Here is a 16,060-nt window from a genome sequence, read left to right as displayed (position 1 = left end):
CCCGTCCCGAGGTCTCGAATACATCACAGCTGAGAATTCGGGGGACGAAGACGCTCAGGGATCGGTCAGCGTCCCGCGCACGATCGAGTCGCCGGAGTGCGCCGGGTCGCCGTCGTCCGCTTCGGCGGAGACGTCGACCACGGGGAACCGCGCGGTGTCCAGGTCGGCGGGCACGGTGAAGGTGCCGCGGTCGCCGTCCAGGTAGCCGACGCTCACCAGGCCGGCGAGGTCGGACCGCATCATCCAGACCTCGCGGAGCGGACCGGTACCGGATCGACCGCGTTCACCGTGCAGGTCGACCACGAGCGTCACCCGCCCGTCCCGGTCGCGTTCGAGTTCGGCGGTACCGGACGTGCCGGACCAGCCGGGGAGCGCCGCGAGTTCGGTGTTCGCGAGGACGGTCTCGGTGCCCCCACGGGGCAACCCGGGGACGACGCCGGTCGCCACGCCGATGCCCAGGACGACCGCGAGGACGCCGGCACCCGCGATCAGGACCGTCACGAGACGACGAAGACGCGTGGCCGACCGGGGTCGACGGGACACGACGTGGGACCGCGGGTCGACGGGGGCGGTCACCTGCTGCGGCGTCTGCGCGATCTCGGCCGCGATCCGGTCCCACACGTGGTCCGGTGGCGCGATGAGCTCGAGGTCGTCGGACGCCCGCGTGACGGCGGCGACCCGCTGCAGCACGGCGACCTCGTCGCGGCACCGGGCGCAGGACGCCAGGTGTTCGGCGACGTCGTCCTCAGCCACCTGGTCGGAGACCGCGAGCATCGCCAGGGTCTCGTCGTCGACGTGCTTCATTCGATCACCTCCAGACGTGTTCGGAGCCGAGCCAGACTCCGGTGGATGTGGCTCTTCACGGTGCCCAGCGGCAGGTCGAGCCGTTCGGCGATCTCACGATGGCTGAGGTCGTCGTAGAACGCCAGTCGCATAACTCGTCTCGGTGTCTCGTCGAGTCGGTCGAGCTCGCCCGCGACCAGTGCGCGCTCCGCCAGGTCGAACGCCGGTTCCGGTGCGGGCGTCGTCGCTTCGACGACTTCGGGGTCGGCTGCGCTGGCGTGCCGACGGCGATCGTTCAGGGCGTCGACGATGCAGTTGCGGGTGATGCCGACCAGCCAGGCGCCGAGCGGACCCCTGGCAGGGTCGTAGCTGGCGCTCCGCTGCCAGGCCTTCACGAAGACCTGCTGCGTGACGTCCTCCGCGGCTGCCGGGTCCGACAGCGCCCGCAGGGCCAAGGAGTACACGAGCGACGACCAGCGTTCGTAGACGGCGCGCAGGGCGTGCTCGCCCCCGGCGCTGAACGCGTCGGAGAGTTCGCCGTCGTCCGAGAGGATGGTCGTCACGTCTTCCTGTCGCTGGTGCGGTCGTCGTCGACCACGACCTGATCGTAAGCGGCCGTCGGTCGCCTCGGTCAGATCGGTGCCGCGGTGACGACGAGGTTGCTCTCGTAGTGTCCGGTGCTCGTGTCGAACCGGCCGCCGCACGTGACCAGGACGAGTCGGCGCGGTCCGTCGTCGCGGAACACGTCTCCCCAGGGGAGGCCCTGCTTCTCGAGCGTGCTGACGGAGTCGATCCGCCACCGGGTGTCGGCACCGGCAGCGTCGGTGAGGGTGACCGTCGTCCCGCGGGGGACGTCCCGGAGCCGGGCGAAGGGTCCGATACCGTACCCGACGGCGTCGACGTGGGCGGCGATCACGACGGTGCCCTCCGGTGACGACGGCGCTGGGCCGAACCGGTACCACCCGGCGGTCGCGGGGTCGGGCGGGAGGCCCATCGCCCCGCTGCCGTCGACGCCCTCGGGCTGGACGGGGGCGCTGATGCCGTCGTGGTCGACGACGATGCCGGTCGGAGCCGGTGCGCGCCGGACCGGGGGGATGGTGGCTGCCTGCTGCGGCACCGCGGTCGAGAACGCCGTCGGGACCGGAGTGGGGGTGCTCGTCGGCAGGGCGGGCGGCTGCCCGTCGGGGGCGAATCCGGCCGACGAGCACCCGGTCAGGGATGCGACCGCCACGGCGACGACGATGGCCGTCACCGTGACGGACCGCACTGGGAACCGCACGTTCAGCGGCGGGCCGCTGCGGTGCGTCGACGGAGCAGCACGGCACCGATCGCGGCGGCTGCGGCCAGGGCCGCTGCTGCACCACCGACGAGCGGCAGGGAGTCCTGACCGTTCGTGGCCACCAGACCCGCGTTGCCGGCGGGGACACCGTTCGGCGTGCCACCGAGGTCCGAGATCGTCTGCGTGGCGAGCGCGAGGTTCGAGTCGTCCAGGCTGCCCCACGCGTACACGATGGTGTCGGCGCCGGCCGTGACCGCGACGTCTGCCGGGCCGATCACGGGGTCGGTCGTCCCGGTCGCGGCGACGGTCGCCGAGACCGTGCCGGCCGCCAGTTCCAGTGCCTGCTCGTCCGGGTTCGACAGGTTCGTGACGACGGCCTTCCCGCCGGCGAGGACGTCGACCGCGGGTGCGGCCGCGACGTGCCGGACGACGAGACGCCCCTGGCCGGCGGGCACGGCGGAGGTGTCGTTGGTGAACACCGTGGCGGTCGGTGATCCGTCCGCCGCGTCGTGTGCGACCGCGGTGTAGTTGCCGCCCGCGTCGAACGAGACGTCCGCCGGTCCGATGATCGGCTTCGACGCGTCGGCGGCGTCCGAGGCGGTGATGGCGAGTTGGTGTGCACCTGCCGGCACCATCATCGGACCGGCGAGGGTGCCGGGAGTGAAGTCGTCGATCGCCCGCTTCCCGTCGAGGTACACGTCCACGGTGACGTCCGCGACGGCGTGGAGGACCGAGAGTGTCGCCTCACCGGTGGCGGCGGTCGCGGCGGTCGCGGGCAGTACGACCGCGGCGGCCGCGAACAGCACACCGGCGCTCAGGCCGGTGACGAGTGTCTTGCGCATGGCGTTCTCCTTCGGGCCGGTCCGGGCCGGAGCGGACGGCGTCGTCATCGACGTCGTACCCCCACTACCTGCCGTGGACCCCGATCGGATGCACCGGATCCGTGCGGATCAGCCGAGCCGCCGCCAGACCGCTGCTAACGCCCCGGCCCCACCCGCCGATAGACCTCCGTGCAGGCCCACGGACGGGCAGCATCCCGCCCCACGGACGGCGGCGGGACGATCGAGAACCAGGACGGGCCATGATCGTCGTCACACGACTCAACGGCAGCGCATTCGCTGTCAACCCCGACCTCGTGGAGCGCATCCACGAGACGCCGGACACGACGCTCATCATGGTCGACGGGGCGAAGTACATCGTCCGCGAGTCCATGGCCGACGTCATCGACCTGATCGCCGCGTACCGCGCCCGCATCGTCGGCATGGCGTACGGCACCGACCTGCCGAACACGCGGAACGCCACCGGCCCCCAGCCGACGCTCGCGGCGGTCGCACCCCTCCGCACGCAGGACGGGGGACGCTGACGTGGACATCGCGACGATCATCGGGATCCTGCTCGCCTTCGGTGCCCTGTTCGGCATGGTCGAGATGGAGCACGTCGAGCTCGCCGGGCTGTTCCTGCCCGCGCCGATGCTGCTCGTGTTCGGTGCCACCATCGGCTGCGGCATCGCGAGCACCACGCTGAAGGACGCCATCGCGAGCTTCAAGGCCGTCCCGAAGGCGTTCACCGGCAAGGTCACGCCGCCGCAGTCGGTCATCGACGACGTCGTGGGCCTGGCGGAGACGGCTCGGTCGAACGGTCTGCTCGCCCTCGAGCAGGAGGCCGACAAGCACGACGACCCGTTCATGAAGAAGGCGCTGCAGAACATCGCGGACGGCACCGACGGCGACGAGCTGCGGATCCTGCTCGAGGACGAGATCGAGTCGAACGCGGCCCCCACGCGCAGTGCGAGTGCGTTCTTCATGGGTCTCGGCGGCTTCGCCCCGACGGTCGGCATCATCGGCACCGTGGTGTCCCTGACCCACGTGCTCGCGAACCTCGGCAAGCCCGACGAGCTCGGCCCGCTCATCGCGAGTGCGTTCGTCGCGACCCTGTGGGGCCTGCTCACCGCGAACTTCATGTGGCTGCCGATCGGCGGCAAGCTCCGGAAGCTCGCACAGCTCGAGTCGGACCGCCAGACGCTCCTGATGGAAGGGCTGCTCGCGGTCCAGGCCGGCAGCCAGCCCCGCCTACTCGGTGAGCGCCTCAAGGCGATGGTGCCGCCGGCCGCGCGCACCGACACCTCGAAGAGCAAGGCCGGCAAGAACAAGCAAGACGCCGACGCCGACGACCAGCAACTGGCGGCCTGACGATGAGCGCCAACCCCCGAGGGCGCGGCCGCGGTCGTGCGAAGAAGGGCCACGACGACGCCGAGCACCCCGACGAGCGCTGGATGGCCTCGTACATGGACATGATCACGGTGCTGATGTGCATGTTCCTGGTGCTGTTCGCCATGTCGACGGTCGACCAGGAGAAGTACATCGCCCTGAAGAACTCCCTGGCGACCGGCTTCGGCGAGGTGAAGTCGCAGAAGGTCGACACCGCCAGCGGCACGGTGGTGACGAAGGACCAGGTCGAGGACGGCTCCGGGTACTCGACTGACAAGTCGCAGGCCGACCACTCGACGGCGTCGTCCGGCACGAAGGACACCAACGTCGACCCCGCGTCGACCGTCGTGCCGGTGACCGCGACGAAGCAGGACCTCGCCGACGCCCAGAAGGAGCTCGACGACCTCACGGCGATCGAGCAGGCGATCAAGCAGAACCTCGCGAAGGCGGGGCAGACCGCGAACGTGCAGTTCACCGTCGACGCCCGTGGCCTGATCGTCCGCCTCGTCGGCAGTGAGACCTACTTCGGCACGAACAGCGCGGACCTGTCCGACCAGGCGAAGTCGATCATGGACGCGATCGCCCCGGTCCTGCAGACGAGCCACCACGACGTCAGCGTCGAGGGGCACGCCGACCAGCGGAACTCGACGGCACCGTACGCCACCAACTGGGAGCTCAGCGCCGCTCGGGCGACGGGGGTGCTGCGCGACCTCGTCGAGCGTGGCGGGATGCCGGGCGACCACGTGCAGAGCGTCGGCTTCGGGTCGAGCCGGCCGCTCGCGAAGGGCGGCACCGACCAGGACCTCGCCCTGAACCGACGGGTCGACATCGTGGTCCTTTCCAACGCCGACCAGGACGTCAGCGCGCTGATGCCGGCACTGGCGAAGGCGCAGGACGGAGCACGCCAGGGCTGACGCACGATCGACGGGGCTGGAGACCCGCATCCCCAGTACGGGGTACAGCACTGACGGGTGTCGCACAGGCGACCGATAGACGCACCCGTGACCGAGACCCTGCCAGCGCCCGAGGTGTACGACTTCGCGCGCCCGTCGACGCTCGCCCGCGAGCACGCCCGGGTCCTCGAGCTCGCGTTCGAGACCTTCGCGCGGCAGTGGGGCACGCAGCTCACCGCGAAGGTGCGTGCCGTCAGCCAGGTCACCTGCGAGCAGGTGCAGATGGTGACGTACGACGAGTACGCCGCCTCGCTGCCCGCGCTCACCGGCATGGTGCTGCTGCCGATCGCGGACATCGCCCCGAAGGGCGTCCTGCAGGTCCCGCTCGACGCCGCGCTGACCTGGGTCTCGCACGCCCTCGGCGCGTCGAAGCCGCTGCCGACCCCGGAGCGCACCTTCACGCCCATCGAGCAGGCCCTCGTGCGCAAGATCGTCGAGGACGCCCTCGACGACCTCCGCTACTCGTTCGGCGGGTTGCTCGCGCACGACGTCACGGCTGGTGGCTTCCAGTTCAACTCGCAGTTCGCCCAGGCCGCCCAGAAGGGCGACCTGATGATCGTCGCGGCGTTCTCGATCCGCGTCGGCGACCGCGTCGCCCCCGGCACGCTCGCGCTGCCGGCCGAGGCCGTGCTGCCGCAGCTCGGCGAGGCCGCCGCGCACGTGTCGCCCGCCGACGCCCAGGCCCTGCTCGACGCGCAGCTCGCGGGCGTCCCCGTCGGCGTCAGCCTGCGCTTCGCCCCGGCGACCGTCCTGCCCACGCAGGTGCTCCGGCTCGCCGTCGGCGACGTCCTGCCGCTGCCGCACCCGCAGCACCGCCCCCTCACCATCGCGGTCGACGGTGAACCCGTCGGCACCGCCGCGGTCGGCGCGAACGGCTCGCGCCTCGCCGGCATCGTCGTCACCACCACGAGCACGGAGCAGCACTGATGACCGAAACGACCACCCTCCAGACCACCGCGGCCGAGTCGCTCGCGGCGCAGCTCCCGACGGCCGTCCCGCTGGGTGCGCTGCTGCTGCCGGGAGGCGCGACCCCGGTCGTGCTCGAAGCGGCGACCGACGCCGTGGTCGCGTCGTTCGTCGGCGGCCTGTCGGCCGATCTGGCCCTCGTGCTCACCGACCTCGAGGCCGTGATCGCGGCCGGCGGCACCGACCACGGGATCGTGGCCGTCACCGACGTGCTGCGTCCGTCGCTCGAGGCCGCCGCGTCCGTGCTTGGCGTGGGGGTCCTCGGTGAGGCGAGCCGCGAGTCGGCGGCGGCGCTGCTGGCCGACCCCGACACGGTGGTGTTCGAGCTGACCGCCGGTGGTGTCCCGAGCGGCTGGTTCGGCATCCGGGTGCGCGAGCACGGCACGGTCTCCGCCGCCGCGCCCGTCGGGGTGCCCGCCGGCAACCTCGGCCGCATCAACAACGTCGAGATGACCCTGACCGTGGAGATCGGTCGCACCCGCATGTCGGTCCGCGACGTGCTCGGCATGGAGCCCGGCGCGGTCGTCGAACTCGACCGCAGCGCCGGTGCGCCCGCCGACGTCCTGCTGAACGGTCGCCTCATCGCGCACGGCGAGGTCGTCGTCGTCGACCAGGACTACGCCGTCCGGATCACCCGCATCCTCGACGTCGCCGAATCCCTCTGAGCCCCGCGTGGACACCCTCCTCATCACGCTCCGCGTCGCGCTGTCGCTCGGCGTCGTGCTCGCCCTCATGTGGGTGCTGCACCGTGCCAGCAAGAAGCGCTTCGCGGGCAAGACCTCCGGGCGCCGTGCGGCGACCGTTGAGGTCGTCGGTCGCCAGGGCCTCGGCGGCAAGGCGAGCGTCGTGGTGGTGGACGTCGAGGGGGAGCGTCTGGTGCTCGGGGTCTCCGAGCAGGGTGTCAGCCTCTTGACGAGCGGGCAGGCGCCCGCTCCTGAGCTCACCATCGTGACCGGACCCGTGCAGCTGCCCGTGCGTCCCGCCCCGTCGACCGACGCGTTCGGTCAGGAACTGACACTGCAGACGGACGCAACCGAGAGCCTCCCGGCCGACGCGGCGACGCCGCTGCCGATGCGCCCGCGCAACCGTCGTCCGCAGCGCACCACGGTGCCGACCGCGCAGCAGCTGCAGGGCTCGATCCTGTCGGTCGACACCTGGCGGCAGGCGGCCGCCGCCCTGCGGAACCGGCGCGCGGGGTGACCGCGGTCCGCACCGGACGCACCGCCGCACTCGTCCTGCTCGGGCTGGCGGTCGTCGCCGGTTTCCTCATGCTCACCGCGACCGGTGCCCACGCCGCCGGCGTCGTCGAACCCACCGCCCCCGCGACGCCGACCGCTCCCGCGAACGGCGACTTCAGCGTCAGCGTGAACGGCCCGGACGGCACCCCGTCGTCGGCCGTCGTGACGCTCATCGGCATCACGCTGCTCAGCGTCGCCCCGGCGCTCATGCTCATGATGACGTCGTTCACGAAGATCTTCGTCGTCCTCGCGATGACCCGGAACGCGCTCGGACTGCAGTCGATCCCGCCGAACCAGGTGATCGCGGGCCTGGCGCTGTTCCTGTCGCTGTTCGTGATGGCGCCGGTGCTCGGGCACATCAACGACGACGCCCTGCAGCCCTACCTTGCCGGCCACCTCGACTTCAACCAGGCCGTCGAGATCGGCACGAAACCCTTGCGGACCTTCATGCTGCACCAGACCCGTGACGAGGACGTCGCCCTGATCACCCGCGCCGCAGGGCTCGACAACCCGAAGTCGATGGCCGACGTGCCGATGACGACCGTCATCCCGGCGTTCATCATCTCGGAGCTCCGCAGCGCGTTCATCATCGGGTTCGTCATCTTCATCCCGTTCCTGGTGATCGACCTCGTCGTCTCGGCGGCACTCATGTCGATGGGCATGATGATGCTCCCGCCGGTCATGATCTCGCTGCCCTTCAAGATCCTGCTCTTCGTCCTGGTCGACGGCTGGGGCCTCATCATCACGTCGCTCATCGAGAGCTACCACGTTGTCTAGGGGGCGGGCATGAACCAGCAGGCCGTCATCGACCTGGTCCTCCAGGCGCTCCTGGTCGCGGGCAAGCTCGCCGCTCCGGTGCTCGTCACGTCGCTCGTCGTCGGGTTCGCGATCTCGCTGTTCCAGTCCGTGACCCAGATCCAGGAGGTCACGCTCTCGTTCGTGCCGAAGGCGGTCGCCGTCGCGATCGCCCTGGTCGTCTGCGGCAACTGGATGATCTCGGAGATGGTGGCGTTCACGCACGTCGCCTTCGACATGATCCCGAAGCTCCTCGGCAGCGGCTGATGGAGCTCGCGATCAACGCCGACCGTCTGGAGGCGACCATGCTCGCCGGCGTCCGGCTCGTCGCGTTCTTCATCATCGCGCCGCCGTTCTCGTACCGGGCGTTCCCCGGCACCGTGAAGGTGATCCTCGGGCTCGGCCTGGCGATCGGCGTCGCCCCGCGCGTCGCCGTCGGCTACGAGTCGCTCGACACCGGGCCCTTCCTGCTCGCGCTGCTCACCCAGCTCGTCGTCGGGCTGTCGCTCGGCTTCCTGGTGTTCCTGGTGTTCGCCGCGGTGCAGTCCGCCGGTGCGCTCATCGACCTGTTCGGCGGGTTCACGCTCGCGCAGGCGTTCGACCCGCAGTCGCAGGTCAACGGCGCCCAGTTCACCCGGCTGTTCCAGATGGCGGCGCTCGCGCTCCTGTTCACCTCGGGCGGGTACCAGCTCATCGTCGGTGGGCTCGTGCGCTCCTTCGATGCCGTGCCGCTCACCGGCAGCTTCGCGGTCGACGGTCTGGCCCACCTGCTCGTGGCGGCGATGTCGCAGATGTTCCTGGCGACGCTGCAGATCGCCGGCCCCCTGGTGGTCGTGCTGTTCCTGGCGGACGTCGGCCTCGGCCTGCTCACCCGTGTCGCACCGGCCCTCAACGCGTTCCAGATGGGGTTCCCGATCAAGATCGGGCTGACCGTCCTGTTCGCCGGAGCGCTCTTCATGGCCCTGCCCTCGGTGGTGTCGTCGCTGACCGGCGACGCCGTCCAGGCGATCACGGGACGGGGGTGAGGCGCCGTGTCCGACAGTGGTGAGAAGTCCGAGAAGGCCACCCAGAAGCGCATGCAGGAGGTCCACCGGAAGGGCCAGCTCGGCCGGTCCCAGGACCTCGGTGCGTGGATCGGCATCGCCGTCGTCGCCCTCATGGTGCCGTCGATGATCGGCAACGCGGCGGCCGCCGGTACGGCACAGCTCGTCGCCGTGCAGTCCGTCATCGCGAACCCGACGATCGGCACCATGAACCACCTGTTCGGCGACGCGATGGCCAGCGTCGGCGCGACCCTCGGCCCGATGCTCGCGGTGGTGCTCGTCGCCGTCACCGCGGCTGCCGTCGCGCAGGGCGGGGTGCACATCCGCAAGCTCGCGCCCGAGGCGTCGCACTTCGACCCCATCGCGGGCCTCAAGCGCGTGTTCGGCGTCCAGGCGCTCTGGAACGGGGCGAAGGCGCTGCTGAAGACCACCGTCGTCGGCCTCGTGCTCTGGTTCGCCGTGCAGGGCCTGATGCCCGTGCTCATGACCAGCGGCTCGCTGCCGTTGTCCGCCGTGCTCGAGGCCGCAGCGGACGGCGCGGGCACCCTGCTCCGCGCCGCGATCGCCGCCGGGCTCGTCCTCGCCGCGATCGACGTGCTCGTGGTCATCCGCCGCAACCGCAAGCGCACCATGATGACCAAGCGCGAGGTCAAGGACGAGCAGAAGAAGAGCGACGGCGACCCGCTCGTCAAGGGTCAGCGCCGCTCCCGCCAGCTCGCGATGAGCCGCAACCGGATGATCCAGGCGGTCGGCACCGCGGACGTCGTCATGACGAACCCGACCCACTACGCCGTCGCGCTCAAGTACGAGCCGGGCAAGGCCGCGCCCCGGGTGGTCGCGAAGGGCGCCGGGCCCGTCGCCGACGTCATCCGTGCCCGGGCGGAGGAGGACCGTGTGCCGATCGTGCGCGACGTCCCGCTCACCCGAGCGCTGCACGCCGCGTGCGAGCTCGGGCACGAGATCCCCGTCGACCTGTACACGCCGGTCGCCCGGGTGCTGTCGTTCGTGATGGCTCTGAAGGCCCGCGGCGCCGCTGCCGGCACCCACGCACCGCCGAGGCCGACCACGCCCGACGAGGTGGCGAGCGTCATCGACCCGGCCACGCTGACCGGTGACCTCCGCCCCCGCAAACTCCGCGCACCGCGCATCGCCGAGACCCCGACCGAAGGACTCCCCGCATGAACCGCAAGGACCTGCCGAAGCTCGTCGTCCCGGTGTTCATCGTCGGCATCATCCTGCTGCTGATCCTGCCGGTGCCGTCGTTCCTGCTCGACTTCCTGATCATCATCAACATCCTGCTGGCGCTGGTGATCCTGCTCACGACGCTGTTCGTGAAGAAGCCGCTCGACTTCTCGGTGTTCCCGTCGCTGCTGCTCGTCGCGACACTGTTCCGCCTCGGCTTGAACGTGGCGTCGACCCGGCTCGTGCTCGGCGAGGGCTTCGCCGGCGACGTCATCCAGGCGTTCGGCCACGTCGCCGTGTCCGGGTCGATCATCATCGGCGCGGTGATCTTCCTGATCCTCATCGTCATCCAGTTCGTCGTCGTGACGAAGGGTGCCGAGCGCGTCGCCGAGGTCGGGGCACGGTTCACCCTCGACGCCATGCCCGGCAAGCAGATGGCGATCGACGCCGACCTGAACGCCGGGCTCATCACCGACCAGCAGGCGAAGGACCGCCGCGCCGCGGTCTCCGCCGAGGCCGACTTCTACGGCGCGATGGACGGCGCCTCGAAGTTCGTCAAGGGCGACGCGATCGCCGGCATCCTGATCATCATCATCAACCTGGTCGGCGGCATCGCGATCGGCATGCTGCAGAACGGGCTCTCCGCCACCGACGCCCTGTCGAAGTACGGCATCCTGACGATCGGCGACGGCCTCGTCACGCAGATCCCGGCCCTGCTCATGGCGGTCTCCACCGGCATGATCGTCACGCGCTCCGGCGCGGAGTCCGAGATGGGGGCCTCGGCCGCCACCCAGCTGTCGCAGTCGCGCAACGCCCTGATGATCGCCGGCGTCGCCGCGATCGCGATGGGGTTCATCCCCGGCATGCCGATCCTGCCCTTCCTGCTCGTCGGTGCGACCCTGCTGTTCACCGCGTGGCGCATCGGCCGGAACGCCGCGAACGCCGAGTCGGCCGCCGCCGAGCAGCAGGCCCTCGAGGCCGCCGCGCCCTCCGGCGACACCCCCGAGGACCTCATCGAGCAGATGCGCGTGCACGCCCTCGAGATCCTGCTGGCGCCCGACCTTGTCGACATGGTGTCCGGCGCCTCCGACGACCTGCTCGGCCGGGTCCGTGCCCTCCGTCGCAAGATCGCCGTCGACATGGGCATCGTCGTGCCGCCGGTCCGCACCCGCGACAGCATCGACCTGCCGCCGTCGACCTACGCCATCCGGATCGCCGGCGTCGAGGCCGGCCGCGGCACCGCCCCGGCCCGCAGCGTCCTGGCGCTCGGCGACCACCTGGACGGCCTGCCGGGCACCTCGACGGTCGAGCCGGTGTTCGGCCTGACCGGCAAGTGGGTGCCCGCCGAACTCCGGCACGCCGCCGAGATGACCGGCGCCACCGTGATCGACCGGGTGTCCGTGCTCGTCACGCACCTGCAGGCCGTCATCGGCGACAACGCCGCCCGCCTGCTCACCCGCGAGGACGTCAAGGTCCTGACCGAGGGCGTCAAGCAGGTCAACCCCGCCGCGGTCGAGGAACTCGTGCCGGGCATGCTCTCGATGGCCGAACTCCAGCGCGTGCTGCAGGGCCTGCTCGCCGAACGCGTGCCGATCAACGACCTCGGCCGGATCTGCGAGGCGCTGACCCTGCGCGCCAAGGCCTCCACCGACCCCGAGGGGCTGGTCGAGGCCGCCCGCGCCGCACTCGGCCCCGCCCTCGCCGCCCGGTACACCGACCAGGGCACCCTGCGCGTCATCATGATCGACCCGCTGCTCGAGCAGTCGATGCTCGAGGGCCTGCGACCATCCGAACAGGGCAGCCAGATCGTCCTCGACGCCCACCGCATCGAGCAGGTCCTGGGCTCCGTCCGCGATGCCGTGCGCAGCATCGAGGACCAGGGCCTGTCCGCCGTCCTGGTCTGCGCCCCGCAGCTCCGCCCGGCCGTGCACCGCATGGTCGCCGCCCAGTCGAACGGGCTCCCGGTGCTGTCGTACCAGGAGGCCACCGCCGCGGGCTCCACCATCGAGACCGTGGGAGTGGTCCGTGCCGCCGACCCGATTGCAGCGTAACGGCGCAACGCTCGACGAGGTCCGCGACGCCGTCCGGACCGAGTTCGGCGCGGGCGCGAGGATCGTCGCCGCCGAGCGGGTCACCACGCCGGGCATCGGCGGGCTGTTCCGCAAGGCCCACGTCGAGGCCACCGTCGAGGTGCCGGAACCGGGGGAGACCCCGACCGCACGCGTCGTGATCGCCGACTCACCCGTCCAGCGGATCGGCATCGCGGCGCTGCTCGCCGACGCCGACGCGGCCGAGGCCCGCATCGCGCGCGGTGACGGCACCCAGGCCACGCGTGCCGACGCGTTCGCGTCGGTGCTCGACGGCTTCGTGGCGGACGGGATCACGGGGAGCGCCCCGCGCCCGACGCGCGCACTGCCCGGAGCGGACGGGCCTGCGGACGTCGACCCGCGCCTCCAGGCCGTCACCGACACTCTGCCAGGAGGCCCGGCCACCGTCGCCGACGTCGCGCCCGGCCGGCGCGCGGCCCGGTCCACGGCGCCTGCCGTGCGGTCTGCTGTCCCGGCAGTGCGGTCTGCTGACGGTGACCTGGTCCTGTTGGTCGGCCGGGCGAACGACGTCGACGCCGCGGCCGGGCTGTTCGCCGTCCGGCACGCGCTGCGGCCGACGGACGCCGCCGACCGGCGGTCCGCCATCCTCGCCCGCGCCGACGGCGTGCGCGACGGCCACGCGGTGCTCGCCGTCGCCGCGTGGGACGACCGCGCGACCGGCGAAGGGATCGAGGCCGACCAGGTCTGGGTCGTCGTCGACGTCGGACGGAAGCCCGAGGACACCGCGGCCATGGTGTCCGCGGTGGCCGCACGGCTGCCGGTGGCCGGTGTCGTCGCGATCGGCGCGGGGGAGACCGCCACGCCGGAGTCCGTCGACCTGCTGGGGGTCCCCGTCCTGTCGCTAGGCTGAGCGGGTGCTGGTACTCACGCGGAAGGTCGGCGAGCGGATCCTCGTCGGTGACGACATCGTCATCACGGTCCTCGACGCCCGGGGCGACGGCGTCCGGATCGGCATCGACGCACCACGCGGGGTGAAGATCCAGCGTGAAGAGGTCGTGCGGGCGGTCGCCGAGGCGAACGCCGAGGCCGCTGCGGCTGCCGGCGCGACCGGTGCCTCCGGTGACGACGCCGAGGCACGGTTGCGTGCCGCGCTCGGCGACCGCGGCGGGGCCGACCGGGCGTAGTCCGGGCCGGGCGCGGTCGTTGTCGCACCGTCGTCGGCGAGCGCGCCCCGTGGCGGGCATAGCGCCCCGACTCTTCGGGGCGCGATGACGCTGGCGGGGCGCGGGCCGGGCGGCTACGCGCGGGGCTTCTTCTCCTGTTCGGGGAGTCGTCCGGCTGCCGCCTCGGCGGCGAACCACGCACGGGCCTCGTCCTGGCGCGCCTGCTCCTCGCCGAGCGCGATCGGCGCCCGCACGTGGCCGGGCTCGTAGCCGAAGGTCTCGATGAGCTGCGGGACCACCGGACGGAGCCGCGCCACGAGCCGGTCGATCGACGCCGACACCGCACGGGCACGCTGCGCGCTCAGGCGGCCGTGCACCAGGTACCAGTCGAGGTGCTGCTCGAGCAGCCCGAGCGCGAACAGGTCGCGCAGCCACACGAGGACCCGGCGGGTGTCGCCCTCGGGGACCGCGTCGAGCCCCTCGGTGAAGGCGTCCCACTGCATGAGTTCCGCGTGGGCGCGCGCAGCCTCGATCAGCTCGTGCTGCGACCGGTTCAGGAGCACGGCCTGGCGGGCGCGGTCCTTGCCGGCGGTGTTCAACCGCAGCCCGATCTCGGTGACCATGGTGTCCACGCGGCCGGCGAGCAGCGCGCGCTGGGTGGCGGGGTCGTGTAGGTCCATGACGCTCGCGGCGAGCGACCCGCGGTCGGCGAAGGTCTGGGTCAGGCGGCGGAGGCCCGAGGCGTCCGCGAGCTTCGCGCCCACCTGCGAGGCGACGAACTTCGCGGTCGACGCGGCGTCGCGCGGCGCGCGCTTCCGGAAGTCGGTGAGCAAACGCTTGCCGACGAGCTGCAGCAGGACGGTGTTGTCGCCCTCGAACGTCACGTAGACGTCGAGGTCGGCGCGCAGGCTCGTCAGGCGGTTCTCGGCGAGGAAGCCCGCGCCGCCGCAGGCCTCGCGGCACTCCTGCAGGGTGTCGAGCGCGGACCACGTCGACAGTGACTTGAACGCGGCGGCCTGGGTCTCCAGGTCCTCGCGGCGCTCCGGGGTGTCGGCGCGCCCGCTGAACACGTCGTCGAAGGTGCGGAGCAGCTGCTCGTGCGCGAACGACTGCGCGAACACCGTCGCCAGACGGGGGATCAGTCGGCGCTGGTGCCGGCCGTAGTCGAGCAGGACGCCCTCGACACCGCCCGCCGTCGGGAACTGCCGGCGCTGCATCGCGTACGTCAGCGCGATCTGCAGCCCGATCTTCTGGGCGACGACCGCGGCACCGTCGAGCGACACGCGGCCCTGCACCAGGGTGCCGAGCATCGTGAAGAAGCGGCGTCCGGGCGAGTCGATCGGCGAGCTGTAGGTGCCGTCCTCGGCGACGTCGCCGTAGCGGTTCAGCAGGTTCGTGCGGGGGACGCGGACGTGGTCGAAGTGCAGCCGGCCGTTGTCGATGCCGTTCAGGCCGCCCTTGACGCCGTCGTCCTCGCCGCCGACGCCCGGCAGGAACGCGCCGTCGTCGTCACGGAGCGGCACGTAGAACGCGTGCACGCCGTGGTCGACGCCCTGGGTGACGAGCTTCGCGAAGACGACGGCCGCCTTGCCGTGCAGGGCCGCGTTGCCGATGTAGTCCTTCCACGCCCCGCGGAACGGCGTGTGCACGACGAACTCCTGCGTGGCGGGGTCGTACGTGGCCGACGTGGCGATGTTCTGCACGTCCGAACCGTGGCCGGTCTCGGTCATGGCGAAGCAGCCGGGAACGTCGAACCCGATGATGCCGGGCAGGAACTCCTCGTGGTTCCGTGCGGTCCCGAGGTGGTGCACCGCGGAGCCGAACAGGCCCCACTGCACGCCGGCCTTGATCTGCAGCGACGGGTCGGCGGTGGTGATCTCCTCGAACGCCGCCAGGTTGCCGCCGTGGTTGTCCTGGCCGCCGAGCTCGGGCGGGTAGGGGCGCTGGATGGCTCCGGCGTCGACCAGGATCTGCAGCTGCTCGAACGCGCGGGCACGGTGCTCGATGGTGCCGAGTCCCTCGGTCTTGTGCAGTGCGGGGTCGAGCACGAGGCGGCGGGAGATCCGGCGGTCCTCGGCCCAGCGGCCGAGCAGGAGGGTCTCGACCATGTCGACGTCGATGCGGATGTCGGTGTGCTTGCTCGGGTTGTCGCTCGTGTGCTTGCTCGCGTTCTTGCCCGATTCTTCGCTGGCGTTCGTGCCCGGGTTCACGCCGGCGTCGTGCTTCGCCGTGGGCGTGCCGGTGTGCTGCGCGGATGCGGTGTCGACCATGGTCGGAGTCCTCCTGAACTGCGGTGTCCGGTGTTGCGCTCCCCACGCTAGACACCACCGCCGGGAGCCGGCGGAACGCCGTGCGGGCCGCACAACGCTGCCCGGCACGGACCGACCACGATGGTGGGAACCC

18 protein-coding genes are annotated in these 16,060 nt (G+C 71.6%); 13 read left to right on the top strand and 5 right to left on the bottom strand.

Features of this window, described 5'->3' with window-relative positions; translation table 11 throughout:
- Positions 1-54 precede the first annotated feature (54 nt).
- The 4 genes from EDF23_RS02510 to EDF23_RS02495 form a co-directional block, all read right to left on the bottom strand.
- Positions 55-804 carry an anti-sigma factor gene (locus EDF23_RS02510; protein ID WP_131879979.1) on the bottom strand — a complete coding sequence of 250 codons (750 nt, stop codon included), beginning with the start codon at positions 802-804 and terminating at the stop codon, positions 55-57.
- Positions 801-1,346 (bottom strand): sigma-70 family RNA polymerase sigma factor, encoded by a 546-nt coding sequence (locus EDF23_RS02505; protein ID WP_131920257.1) that lies wholly within the window; start codon positions 1,344-1,346, stop codon positions 801-803. Before EDF23_RS02505 ends, EDF23_RS02510 begins: the two co-directional genes overlap by 4 nt.
- A 68-nt stretch (positions 1,347-1,414) precedes the next feature.
- The gene (locus tag EDF23_RS02500) at positions 1,415-2,014 is read right to left on the bottom strand and encodes a class F sortase (protein ID WP_131920256.1); all 600 of its coding nucleotides are present in this window, start codon (positions 2,012-2,014) and stop codon (positions 1,415-1,417) included.
- 50 nt (positions 2,015-2,064) lie between these two features.
- Entirely contained in the window at positions 2,065-2,904 is an 840-nt protein-coding gene (locus tag EDF23_RS02495; RefSeq protein WP_131920254.1) for a DUF4397 domain-containing protein, read from the bottom strand.
- 239 nt (positions 2,905-3,143) lie between these two features.
- Here EDF23_RS02495 and EDF23_RS02490 point away from each other — a divergent pair, with 239 nt between their 5' ends.
- The 13 genes from EDF23_RS02490 to csrA all read left to right on the top strand — a co-directional run bounded on the left by EDF23_RS02490 (position 3,144) and on the right by csrA (position 13,678).
- Positions 3,144-3,425: a flagellar FlbD family protein gene (locus EDF23_RS02490; protein ID WP_123938088.1), complete on the top strand. Its 282-nt coding sequence runs from the start codon at positions 3,144-3,146 to the stop codon at positions 3,423-3,425.
- 1 nt (position 3,426) lies between these two features.
- On the top strand, positions 3,427-4,251 hold the full coding sequence (locus tag EDF23_RS02485; protein WP_123339575.1) for a MotA/TolQ/ExbB proton channel family protein: 825 nt from the start codon (positions 3,427-3,429) through the stop codon (positions 4,249-4,251).
- 2 nt (positions 4,252-4,253) lie between these two features.
- Positions 4,254-5,183, top strand: coding sequence for a flagellar motor protein MotB (locus EDF23_RS02480; RefSeq protein ID WP_131920252.1), 930 nt, complete (start codon positions 4,254-4,256; stop codon positions 5,181-5,183).
- Between the two features lie 87 nt (positions 5,184-5,270).
- Entirely contained in the window at positions 5,271-6,149 is an 879-nt protein-coding gene (locus EDF23_RS02475; RefSeq protein ID WP_131920250.1) for a flagellar motor switch protein FliM, read from the top strand.
- Positions 6,149-6,853, top strand: a complete 705-nt coding sequence (gene fliN / locus EDF23_RS02470) for a flagellar motor switch protein FliN (RefSeq protein ID WP_123292757.1) — start codon at positions 6,149-6,151, stop codon at positions 6,851-6,853. Before EDF23_RS02475 ends, fliN begins: the two co-directional genes overlap by 1 nt.
- Before the next feature lie 7 nt (positions 6,854-6,860).
- Positions 6,861-7,388: a flagellar biosynthetic protein FliO gene (locus EDF23_RS02465; RefSeq protein WP_131920248.1), complete on the top strand. Its 528-nt coding sequence runs from the start codon at positions 6,861-6,863 to the stop codon at positions 7,386-7,388.
- Positions 7,389-7,456: 68 nt separating this feature from the next.
- Positions 7,457-8,203 (top strand): flagellar type III secretion system pore protein FliP, encoded by a 747-nt coding sequence (gene fliP / locus EDF23_RS02460; protein WP_228505755.1) that lies wholly within the window; start codon positions 7,457-7,459, stop codon positions 8,201-8,203.
- Positions 8,204-8,212: 9 nt separating this feature from the next.
- Complete coding sequence (gene fliQ, locus EDF23_RS02455) at positions 8,213-8,488, top strand: flagellar biosynthesis protein FliQ (protein WP_111084131.1); 276 nt, start codon at positions 8,213-8,215, stop codon at positions 8,486-8,488.
- Entirely contained in the window at positions 8,488-9,246 is a 759-nt protein-coding gene (locus EDF23_RS02450) for a flagellar biosynthetic protein FliR (RefSeq protein WP_123292760.1), read from the top strand. Before fliQ ends, EDF23_RS02450 begins: the two co-directional genes overlap by 1 nt.
- Before the next feature lie 6 nt (positions 9,247-9,252).
- On the top strand, positions 9,253-10,446 hold the full coding sequence (locus tag EDF23_RS02445; RefSeq protein ID WP_131920247.1) for an EscU/YscU/HrcU family type III secretion system export apparatus switch protein: 1,194 nt from the start codon (positions 9,253-9,255) through the stop codon (positions 10,444-10,446).
- Positions 10,443-12,497 (top strand): flagellar biosynthesis protein FlhA, encoded by a 2,055-nt coding sequence (locus EDF23_RS02440; RefSeq protein ID WP_123938084.1) that lies wholly within the window; start codon positions 10,443-10,445, stop codon positions 12,495-12,497. Before EDF23_RS02445 ends, EDF23_RS02440 begins: the two co-directional genes overlap by 4 nt.
- Complete coding sequence (locus EDF23_RS02435) at positions 12,472-13,404, top strand: hypothetical protein (RefSeq protein WP_131920245.1); 933 nt, start codon at positions 12,472-12,474, stop codon at positions 13,402-13,404. Before EDF23_RS02440 ends, EDF23_RS02435 begins: the two co-directional genes overlap by 26 nt.
- A gap of 4 nt (positions 13,405-13,408) precedes the next feature.
- A complete protein-coding gene (gene csrA / locus EDF23_RS02430; RefSeq protein WP_111084126.1) occupies positions 13,409-13,678 on the top strand; it encodes a carbon storage regulator CsrA in 270 nt (89 codons plus the stop codon).
- Positions 13,679-13,791: 113 nt separating this feature from the next.
- Here csrA and EDF23_RS02425 read toward each other — a convergent pair whose 3' ends face one another.
- Positions 13,792-15,765 (bottom strand): acyl-CoA dehydrogenase, encoded by a 1,974-nt coding sequence (locus EDF23_RS02425; protein WP_243648802.1) that lies wholly within the window; start codon positions 15,763-15,765, stop codon positions 13,792-13,794.
- Positions 15,766-16,060 lie beyond the last annotated feature (295 nt).

Source organism: Curtobacterium sp. PhB128 (assembly GCF_004340725.1).
Classification (GTDB): Bacteria; Actinomycetota; Actinomycetes; order Actinomycetales; family Microbacteriaceae; genus Curtobacterium.
The sequence above is the reverse complement of the archived record's forward strand: the minus strand, read 5'-3'. Positions and strand labels throughout refer to the sequence as shown.

Bases quoted from the DNA above. Each gene is read 5' to 3' on its own strand.
- EDF23_RS02425 (WP_243648802.1), bottom strand. From the start codon at position 15,765: ATGGTCGAGACCCTCCTGCTCGGCCGCTGGGCCGAGGACCGCCGGATC.
- EDF23_RS02495 (WP_131920254.1), bottom strand. From the start codon at position 2,904: ATGCGCAAGACACTCGTCACCGGCCTGAGCGCCGGTGTGCTGTTCGCG.
- EDF23_RS02450 (WP_123292760.1), top strand. From the start codon at position 8,488: ATGGAGCTCGCGATCAACGCCGACCGTCTGGAGGCGACCATGCTCGCC.
- fliN (WP_123292757.1), top strand. From the start codon at position 6,149: ATGACCGAAACGACCACCCTCCAGACCACCGCGGCCGAGTCGCTCGCG.
- EDF23_RS02490 (WP_123938088.1), top strand. From the start codon at position 3,144: ATGATCGTCGTCACACGACTCAACGGCAGCGCATTCGCTGTCAACCCC.
- EDF23_RS02440 (WP_123938084.1), top strand. From the start codon at position 10,443: ATGAACCGCAAGGACCTGCCGAAGCTCGTCGTCCCGGTGTTCATCGTC.
- fliP (WP_228505755.1), top strand. From the start codon at position 7,457: ATGCTCACCGCGACCGGTGCCCACGCCGCCGGCGTCGTCGAACCCACC.
- EDF23_RS02510 (WP_131879979.1), bottom strand. From the start codon at position 804: ATGAAGCACGTCGACGACGAGACCCTGGCGATGCTCGCGGTCTCCGAC.
- EDF23_RS02480 (WP_131920252.1), top strand. From the start codon at position 4,254: ATGAGCGCCAACCCCCGAGGGCGCGGCCGCGGTCGTGCGAAGAAGGGC.
- fliQ (WP_111084131.1), top strand. From the start codon at position 8,213: ATGAACCAGCAGGCCGTCATCGACCTGGTCCTCCAGGCGCTCCTGGTC.